This window comes from Niastella sp. sgz303648, assembly GCF_059587045.1.
In genome coordinates, this window is sequence record NZ_JCAPSW010000010.1 from 276,295 (window position 1) to 284,644 (window position 8,350).

10 protein-coding genes are annotated in these 8,350 nt (G+C 39.1%); 7 read left to right on the forward strand and 3 right to left on the reverse strand.

The genetic code is table 11. From position 1 onward, the window contains the following. Positions 1 to 291 precede the first annotated feature (291 nt). The 3 genes from AC59IL_RS26965 to AC59IL_RS26975 all read left to right on the forward strand — a co-directional run bounded on the left by AC59IL_RS26965 (position 292) and on the right by AC59IL_RS26975 (position 3,243). Positions 292 to 1,962 (forward strand): T9SS type A sorting domain-containing protein, encoded by a 1,671-nt coding sequence (locus tag AC59IL_RS26965; protein WP_496555332.1) that lies wholly within the window; start codon positions 292 to 294, stop codon positions 1,960 to 1,962. A 271-nt stretch (positions 1,963 to 2,233) separates the two neighbouring features. Further along, positions 2,234 to 2,779 carry a GNAT family N-acetyltransferase gene (locus tag AC59IL_RS26970; RefSeq protein ID WP_496555333.1) on the forward strand — a complete coding sequence of 182 codons (546 nt, stop codon included), beginning with the start codon at positions 2,234 to 2,236 and terminating at the stop codon, positions 2,777 to 2,779. Between the two features lie 233 nt (positions 2,780 to 3,012). Continuing rightward, a complete protein-coding gene (locus AC59IL_RS26975) occupies positions 3,013 to 3,243 on the forward strand; it encodes a hypothetical protein (RefSeq protein ID WP_496555334.1) in 231 nt (76 codons plus the stop codon). 179 nt (positions 3,244 to 3,422) lie between these two features. Here AC59IL_RS26975 and AC59IL_RS26980 read toward each other — a convergent pair whose 3' ends face one another. Next, positions 3,423 to 3,659: a hypothetical protein gene (locus tag AC59IL_RS26980; protein WP_496555335.1), complete on the reverse strand. Its 237-nt coding sequence runs from the start codon at positions 3,657 to 3,659 to the stop codon at positions 3,423 to 3,425. 145 nt (positions 3,660 to 3,804) lie between these two features. After that, positions 3,805 to 4,350, reverse strand: coding sequence for a hypothetical protein (locus AC59IL_RS26985; protein WP_496555336.1), 546 nt, complete (start codon positions 4,348 to 4,350; stop codon positions 3,805 to 3,807). A 243-nt stretch (positions 4,351 to 4,593) separates the two neighbouring features. Between AC59IL_RS26985 and AC59IL_RS26990 the strand changes: the two genes are divergently transcribed. The 4 genes from AC59IL_RS26990 to AC59IL_RS27005 all read left to right on the forward strand — a co-directional run bounded on the left by AC59IL_RS26990 (position 4,594) and on the right by AC59IL_RS27005 (position 7,317). Next, positions 4,594 to 5,691 carry an alpha/beta fold hydrolase gene (locus AC59IL_RS26990; RefSeq protein WP_496555337.1) on the forward strand — a complete coding sequence of 366 codons (1,098 nt, stop codon included), beginning with the start codon at positions 4,594 to 4,596 and terminating at the stop codon, positions 5,689 to 5,691. Positions 5,692 to 5,948: 257 nt separating this feature from the next. Next, a complete protein-coding gene (locus AC59IL_RS26995) occupies positions 5,949 to 6,422 on the forward strand; it encodes a hypothetical protein (protein ID WP_496555338.1) in 474 nt (157 codons plus the stop codon). After that, positions 6,412 to 6,936 (forward strand): hypothetical protein, encoded by a 525-nt coding sequence (locus tag AC59IL_RS27000; protein ID WP_496555339.1) that lies wholly within the window; start codon positions 6,412 to 6,414, stop codon positions 6,934 to 6,936. The genes AC59IL_RS26995 and AC59IL_RS27000 overlap by 11 nt, the downstream gene beginning before the upstream one ends. 15 nt (positions 6,937 to 6,951) lie before the next feature. Beyond that, positions 6,952 to 7,317 (forward strand): cupin domain-containing protein, encoded by a 366-nt coding sequence (locus AC59IL_RS27005; RefSeq protein ID WP_496555340.1) that lies wholly within the window; start codon positions 6,952 to 6,954, stop codon positions 7,315 to 7,317. 180 nt (positions 7,318 to 7,497) lie between these two features. Here the strand turns inward: AC59IL_RS27005 and AC59IL_RS27010 are convergent, their stop codons facing one another. Beyond that, positions 7,498 to 8,109: a fibronectin type III domain-containing protein gene (locus tag AC59IL_RS27010; protein ID WP_496555341.1), complete on the reverse strand. Its 612-nt coding sequence runs from the start codon at positions 8,107 to 8,109 to the stop codon at positions 7,498 to 7,500. Positions 8,110 to 8,350: the final 241 nt, after the last annotated feature.

Genomic DNA, 8,350 nt, shown 5'->3' on the forward strand with positions numbered 1-8,350 from the left:
GCCCCGCCCGATACACCGTAATAAATCATTGATTTTAACCGGGTTTTGAACATAAAAGTCGTTTGGGCGAGACCACCCTCCCACTTCCAATTAGAAGCAATTAAATTCAAAGAACCCGTATAAAGTCAAGACTTTATGCGGGATTTTTTGTTTTGGGGTTGATATAAGTCAACATTAGTCAGCTTAACTAATACTATACAAACTTTTTTAATTCATTTGACGTTTGTTATTTGAAAGTTGCGAAACGGTAGCATACAAAACGCATCCGGAAACACCTGTCACAAAGATTGTATGGTAAGTTATAAAAGACCTAATGATATTTTCTGTAAGAGGGTGAGCTGCTATTCATTAATTACTTCTTTTTTCTTTTCACTGGTTTTGTTGTCCCTGGTCTCCAATGCCCAAAACATAACCACCATTGCAGGAACAGGAACCGCTGGCTATAACGGAGATGGAATTGCCGCAACATCTGCTCAGTTTAATGGCGTTCAGGGATTGGCACTTGACGGCGCCGGTAATTTATATGCTGCTGACATTTCAAATAATCGCATTCGAAAGATCAACCTCAGCACGGGTATCATAAGCACCATCGCAGGAACAGGAACCGGAGGCTATAATGGAGATGGCATACTGGCTACGGCTGCACAAATAAATATTCCATCGGCTTTGGCTTTTGACAGCAACGGTGATTTGTATTTTACCGACCGGTCGAACAGTCGCATACGAAAGATAACAACGTCAACAGGCATTATCAGTACGGTAGCGGGAACAGGAACTGCAGGATATAATGGTGACGGCATCCTTGCTACAGCTGCGCAATTAAATAACCCCAATGAGGTGTCTTTTGATGCAGGCGGTAATTTATACATTGCCGATTGGTTCAATAACCGTGTTCGTAAAGTAGATAAAAGCTCCGGCATCATCAATACTATTGCAGGAACGGGAACTGCCGGTTACAACGGGGATGGGATTGCCGCTACGGCTGCACAAATAAATGGCCCCTGCGGAATTATATTCGACAATGCAGGAAATATATACATAGCAGAATACGGAGGCGCAAGAGTTCGTAAGATAAACATCGGCACCGGCAATATAAGCACCATCGCAGGTACAGGAACCTTCGGTTATAATGGCGACGGAATTGCTGCAACAACTGCACAGTTAGCCGGCTGTGCATACATAAAGTTTGATGCCGCCGAAAATATGTTTATCGGTGAAGGCAGCAACCAGCGTGTGAGGGAAGTAATTAAAAGTACCGGCCTCATCAGCACCATTGCAGGAACAGGAACCCAGGGTTATAACGGGGATGGAATTCCCGCCACTACTGCTCAATTAAATTTTCCTTTTTATATACTCTTTGACCAGCCGAAGTGCAATATGTACATCGCCGATTACTATAATAATCGCATACGGTTAATTACAGGAGGATTTATAGGATGCACACCTTTGCCATTGAATTTGGTTTCCTTTACAGGAAAAAATAAAGACAGTTATAACCTGCTGGAATGGCAAGCAAAGGATGCAGCCGGTAACAATTATTTTGCGATAGAAAAAAGTATAGGCTCCCGAAACTTTACTGAAATAGGCACTGTAAATGCTGTACCCGGATATTCTTATTCTTTCATTGACAAACATCCCGCAGATGGAATAAACTACTATCGGATAGGGCAACAAGGGAACGACCATTCGTTAAATTATTCAGCTATCATCGCCATCTCAAACAAGCCGTCGGGCAATTTATCAATCGATATTTATCCGAATCCGGGCAATGGATCAGTTTCGCTTTCGAGTTCTGCAATGATAGGTGAATTGAAAATTTCAAATCTGGCAGGACAAATTATTTATCAGGTTAAACCGGGTGAAAAAAAACTGAACCTTCAGCTCAACAAAGCCGGAATCTATTTCATTCAAATCTTCACCGCTAACCAAAGTATAACCAAAAAATTAATTGTTTACAGGTAATTGCTCTATCTCCCGCGTATATATTTTTTCAAATTCAAATAAAGTCATAATTTTTTTATATTCAACTTCCATTCAGGCAATCGGAGATAATTGTCTTTATGTTTTGCCCTACGCTTTCTTAAATTGTTCTGCTGTCATTTTATTTAATTTCGCTAACGCGTATTTGTTCGAACAGCCGGAAAATGATTATGTATGGAAGGTATGAAAAGTTATGTGAATAGATATAAGGGAAGCTTTAAAAGATAAAACCTTTAAATATAAAAATATTGACATGAATCTTGAAACGGAAAGATTGATGATTAGAGATTTTACTAACAGCGACTGGGAGGATTTACATACTCTGTATATGAAGCCCGAAACTGTTAAGTATAATCCAAGCGGATATCCTGAAAATGAAGATGCCAGTAGAAAATTAGTTGCTGATTGGTCATTACAACCTGTTAATGCCGCAAGGGGTAATTATACCGCAGTAATTTTTGATAAAGTAAATCATCCCTTTATAGGTGTAATTTCTTTAGATTTAAGTGACCGCAAATACCGGAAAGGAGAGATCTGGTATAAACTGCTTCCTGTTTATTGGGGGCAGGGATTTGCTACGGAAGCTGTGAAAGCAATGCTTGCTTTTGGATTTGAGCAATTGCTGCTTCATAGAATTGAATGCGGTTGCAGTGTACATAATATTGCTTCTTTCAAAGTAATGGAGAAGGTGGGAATGACAAGAGAAGGAATAAAAAGAAAAGTATTACCACTTGAAGACGGCTGGCACGACGCTTACACGTATGGCATATTGGAAGATGAATATTTTAATCGCTATTAATGAGGTCCGCCGGCAGGTAATCTATTTGAAACAAGGCGGAGAAACCGATTCACTTTATATAAAAAAATGTTTATATTCGGGCTGGGATGTGTAGGCGAGACCGCACACATATTTCTTATTTCCAACCAGTTACAGACTCTCTGAGTTTTTCCCCATCCGAATATCACATGCCTGCAACCATTACCATTCAATTGTTGCCTGGTATTAAATTTTAACCTTCAAATAGCATGCTCATGCTCTTACTCATTGTTGACTCTTTGGCCATAATTATATATGTTGGTTTTGTTATTTTTTTAATTTTTATAACTTGCTTACTTATACGCTGGGCAGTGCGGGCCGATAAAATTGTAAACAATCAGGAAGTCACCATCTGGTTGCTGGTAAAATTATGCCAAAAACTGGGCGTTCCTAATGAAGAACTGCAACAGCTAAAAGATTATTTCAAGATTAAAGACGGTGAATAATACCCTCATCCCCTATAGAGTTTACCTGAGTTGCAGTTACAAAAAACTCACAATTGCCATTGACCTGATATTAACCGAAAAGCCTCAAGGAAAAATCTCGAAAAAAAAATTGCAGGATATTCACCCTGCAACTTTTTAAACGCCTTGTTAATTTCTTATGCTGAAAAAAAATCTCTTTACTATTCCGCCTCACTTGCCTCCGGCACAGTTTCCTCAGAGAATAAATTTTCACCTGAAGCATCTTTTGCCCCGGATGACGGTTTAACTTTTTTTTCTGATTTGCCGAGAATTTTTTCGAGAGCGCCGATGGCTTCCTGAACAGGCTTTAATTTAATCATTATTTCCGCCTCCTCTTCTTTTAATTTGCGCAGAGCGTCAGTAACCGGATTTTCTTTTGCAATGATTTCTTTGGCCATAAGATTGATTGTTTTTTATTTTAAAGTCTTCATTTAACAGCGTACCGGAAAAACAGGTCGCTAAAATACATTCTAATTTGTGAATAGAAAACACTCCTGAATGACAATTATTTTAGCACAAATATACTAAATATTTTATCTTTTATTATTGCAATTTATCTTTTTTATCTGCGATCGGGGATTTTAAATATTTCAAAAGTCTATTCGCAGCTCTTTTAGATAAACCAAAATCAATACATCCTTTTATCGGGCTGGAATCTACTGACTTAGCATTAAAAAGTATTTTTTTGTCATCAATATAAAACCTTACATCAACCATACAAAAAAACCTGTTTTCGTAGGTATAACTTGCATAATTATTCTCAAAACGAGATCTGATTATTTTTACATTCAAAAAATAATTTTCTATTATCTTAAGTTTTTCTTCCATAGGAGCTGCAGAATCAATCTGAAATACTTTATAATCCCGGGGAATACGCCAGTAAACATATAAAGCAACAGCAACAGGCATTGCTGGTATAAGCCATATCAAATATTTTCCAGGTACCGTTTCACCCAGAGAATTGCTTGTTGAAAAACCGATTGCCACAAAAAGCCCCGCAACAAGAAAAAAGGAAGCAAATACGTAGTTTATTTTGTCACCTTTTCTGTAAGGTTGTCTGATTTTATTTTTAAAAGACTCTTTGTCCATAAATTAATCTGTTTGCGGCGGGAGCAGTAAGATGGTTTAAACTCAACCGGAAACTTTTCAAAATAAATACAAACAAACTTTATTTGCAACTACGCCTTACAAGAAATTATCCAGATTAAAATTTCACGCCTTAAAATGACCGGCTCAGCGCTTTTGTAGCCTGCCCCAACTGGTTGTTTGTTGGAACCCCTGCTATCTGCAATAATTTTACAAAAGAAATTTTTAAACAGAAAATAGCAGGCAATGAAAAAGAATATTTCGATTCCGACAGATACCCTTGTGGCAGCAAAAAATACAGTTTATAATCGCCGCCGGTTTTTGGGATCCGCCTTTAAAACTATTGCGGCTACCGAACTTGCGATGATCGGTTTCACTATGGAACCAACAGACAAAAACGATCATGTAAATACTCATACCATAAAAACTACCGGCAGCATGTCTGTGGGCGATCTGAAGCAAATTGATGCCGGCGTTTTGAATGTAGGTTATCTTGAAGCGGGTCCTGCCAATGGCCCTGTTGTTATTCTGTTGCATGGCTGGCCTTATGATATTCACAGCTTCGACGAAGTGGTGCCTATATTAACATCAAAAGGTTACCGGGTAATAGTGCCTTATCTGCGCGGTTTTGGTACCACTCGTTTTCTTTCTGAAAATACAGTTCGCAATGGTCAGCAATCGGTAATAGCGGTAGATATGATTAACTTAATGGATGCACTCAACATCAAAAAAGCAATCATCGGTGGCTTTGACTGGGGAGCTCGTACTGCCAACATCATGGCAGCGCTTTGGCCCGAACGTTGCCAGGCGCTGGTATCGGTTAGCGGCTATCTGATCGGTAATCAAAAACTGGGCGCTACACCGCTTCCCCCCAATGCTGAATTTCAATGGTGGTACCAATATTATTTTGCCACCGAACGTGGCCGCCTGGGATATGAGAAATACCGGAACGAGTTTTCCAAACTTATCTGGCAACTGGCTTCACCAAAATGGAATTTCGACGATGTTACCTTTGATCGCACTGCTGCATCATTCAACAATCCTGATCATGTAGCTATCGTAATACACAATTACAGATGGCGACTTGGACTGGCAGCGGGTGAACCGAAATACGATGACCTTGAAAAGCGGCTTGCCGAAGGACCCGGTATCACTGTACCAACTATTACTCTTGAAGGTGATGCCAATGGTGCGCCTCATCCTGATGCCAGCGTTTATGCAAAAAAGTTTTCGGGCAAATATGCACACAAAGTTATTAAGGGAGGCATAGGTCATAATCTGCCTCAGGAAGCGCCTAAAGCATTTGCACAAGCTATAATTGAGGCCGATAGTTGTGCCCGGTGAGTTATGTATATGGGGTTTGGGATAGGTAAAAGCGCGCCGGAAACAAGCGCGGGCAGTTTCAATTGAGACGGCCCTTTTTTTGATAATGCTTTTACAATTGACTGATTTACACGTCTGGAATTCGTATATTTGAAAGAGCCTTTTACACTTAAGGTTCTTAGAAACACTTCCCAAAAATCATTGAGATTCTCCAATCTGCATTAGTACATCTTTCATTAATTACTTTACATTTTTTGTAAACTTTTTATTACCTTTATATGTACATAACAGAAGTATGCAGTGGAGTAAAGAAAAAGGTCATTATCAGTAAGGTTGAAAGCAAAGACTTTAAAATACTTACAAAAAAGCGATATTCTTTTCACTGGGAATCTGTTAAAGATGTCGGCGTTTTATACAAACTGCAAATTGAAAATGAAGTTGAAATTTTAGGGGTTATGGCATTGATTGATTTTCCCTTCGAAAAAAGAATTGAGATAAAGCTTTTGGCTTGTTCAATTGAAAACAAAGGGAAAAACAAAAAATATGATAGAGTTGCCGGCTGCCTTATTGCATACGCATGTCAATTATCTACCAGGAAGTACTTTGCAGCAGCATGTATATCGTTGATACCAAAAACAAGCTTAATTAATCATTATAAACAAAAGTACTTTATGGTTTACGGAGGCTGGCAATTATATCTGGAAGGCAGTGCATTAAAAAAAATATTAAACGAATATTTTTATGGGCTATAAAAAATTATTTAAGGAACATACTCCTGAAGAATTAGCTGAAGCATTTGTATTTCCGGTTAAACTTACTGCCAAACAACAAAAAGAGGCTGCCAGGCAATTGGCTGCAGCACGAAAAAAAACACAGGAAGAGATGACTGATGAAGATCGGTTAACCCTGAGGCTTTACGGTCTTAGATTTCAGCTGGAAGATTATCTCGAAAGCAAAGAATATGATGTTGAATTCACGTTTGGCAATTTTCTAAAAAAATATGTAGAGGTGCTAAACAAAAAAAGAAAAGATTTTGCAGAAGAAATTAGTATAGATGAAACGTTGTTGAGCCAACTGATCAATATGCACCGTTTACCACCCGATTATATTGCCATCCGGCTGGAAATTCATTCCAATAATTTTATCCCCGCTACCTCGTGGATAAAACTGGTAGAAAAGCAGCGATTGCATGAATTAACAAACGATAAAGAATTAAGGAAGAAGGAAAGGCCTTTTGTGCATGTGAAACTAAAATTATCAGCTTAAAACCAGGCATCCTATATGTCACTCAACAAAATAAACATTGCTGAAAAATTCAGCTCGATCTCTGATTACTGGAATCCCAGAATTGCCGGAGAACTCAATAACCAATATGTAAAGCTGGTGAAATTTCAGGGAGAGTTCATCTGGCATAAACATGATCATGAAGATGAGATGTTCCTGGTTGTCGAAGGTTCTTTTAATATGGAGCTACGCGATAAAACAATTACCCTGAACGCGGGTGAATTTATCATTATCCCCAAAGGCGTTGAACATAGGCCGGTTGCGCCACAGGAAGTGCAGGTAATTTTATTTGAGCCTGCTACCACATTAAATACAGGTGATCAAAAAAGTGATTTAACGAGGTATGATCTGGAAAGTATTTAGTGGCGATTACTACAATCATTACATTTTGCTTTCAAAATGGGTGTTTAGTAATAACACTTTATCTCTCATTTTCAATTCAATATATACAAATACGTTACACACCTTATTTATAAGACCATAAAAACGAAGCCGACCTACGCCGGCCCCGTTTTTATTTATCCTGCAAATTGCCGAACAACCTCACTGCACCACTCTTGCCACCGGATCGCTCATTACCGACTGGCCGTTGAGGCCAATGGCAATTACACGTATCCAGTAAATCGTAAGCGGCTTCAGCCCTTTAAACACATGCTTTCGGTGGGCAGTTGTTTCGCTCACCCAGGCAGTGGCTGAGTTTGGCTGCTGCTCGGTCGTGTACTGGTGAATGTAAGCCCTGGCGCCCGTGACCTTTTTTACTTGCACGGTTAATTCGCCTGAAGGCCCATTTCCAACCACCACACCTTCGATAGCAGTCAATTGCGAAGATGCATTTCTTTCCCTGTTAACGTCGAAACCGCTACTAAGCAGCATGGTTCTGTCGCCATTACTGATCTGCGATACATAAAAAGCCAGCCTTATTAAGGCTTCAATCAAAGCCTTTCGTTTGTCTTTTTTGATCGATATCAGCGTTCTGCCGCCATCGGCAGCAGCGTTTAATGCCACCTGGTATTCGCTCAAACTTTTTTCGAGCGCCTGTACCAAAGTGGTATCAGGGAAATTTGCGTTGCCTTTAACGCTGTTCAGAACACGGTTGGCCGTTTTGGCTACTTCGGCATCACGACCGTGTTTGAAGGGAAATGTAATCTTATTCATACGAATGAAATTTAATTGTTAAGGAAAATTGTTACTGTTCATGCTACTAAAAAGAACATCATTCAAACCTATTAGCTAATAAAGTCCGTTGAAAAAGATACTAATTTGCTTCGCCGGCCTACCCTTAGGATCCTTTAAGAATAATTCGGTTATACATATTAGTTTCTTTGTTCAATACAAATATAATATGACACTTATGCGAAATCCAAATGTGGGCACTCAAAATGACACATTATGACAC

Coding starts and splice junctions, on each gene's coding strand:
- AC59IL_RS26965 (WP_496555332.1), top strand. CDS start 292: ATGGTAAGTTATAAAAGACCTAATGATATTTTCTGTAAGAGGGTGAGC.
- AC59IL_RS26970 (WP_496555333.1), top strand. CDS start 2,234: ATGAATCTTGAAACGGAAAGATTGATGATTAGAGATTTTACTAACAGC.
- AC59IL_RS26975 (WP_496555334.1), top strand. CDS start 3,013: ATGCTCTTACTCATTGTTGACTCTTTGGCCATAATTATATATGTTGGT.
- AC59IL_RS26980 (WP_496555335.1), bottom strand. CDS start 3,659: ATGGCCAAAGAAATCATTGCAAAAGAAAATCCGGTTACTGACGCTCTG.
- AC59IL_RS26985 (WP_496555336.1), bottom strand. CDS start 4,350: ATGGACAAAGAGTCTTTTAAAAATAAAATCAGACAACCTTACAGAAAA.
- AC59IL_RS26990 (WP_496555337.1), top strand. CDS start 4,594: ATGAAAAAGAATATTTCGATTCCGACAGATACCCTTGTGGCAGCAAAA.
- AC59IL_RS26995 (WP_496555338.1), top strand. CDS start 5,949: ATGTACATAACAGAAGTATGCAGTGGAGTAAAGAAAAAGGTCATTATC.
- AC59IL_RS27000 (WP_496555339.1), top strand. CDS start 6,412: ATGGGCTATAAAAAATTATTTAAGGAACATACTCCTGAAGAATTAGCT.
- AC59IL_RS27005 (WP_496555340.1), top strand. CDS start 6,952: ATGTCACTCAACAAAATAAACATTGCTGAAAAATTCAGCTCGATCTCT.
- AC59IL_RS27010 (WP_496555341.1), bottom strand. CDS start 8,109: ATGAATAAGATTACATTTCCCTTCAAACACGGTCGTGATGCCGAAGTA.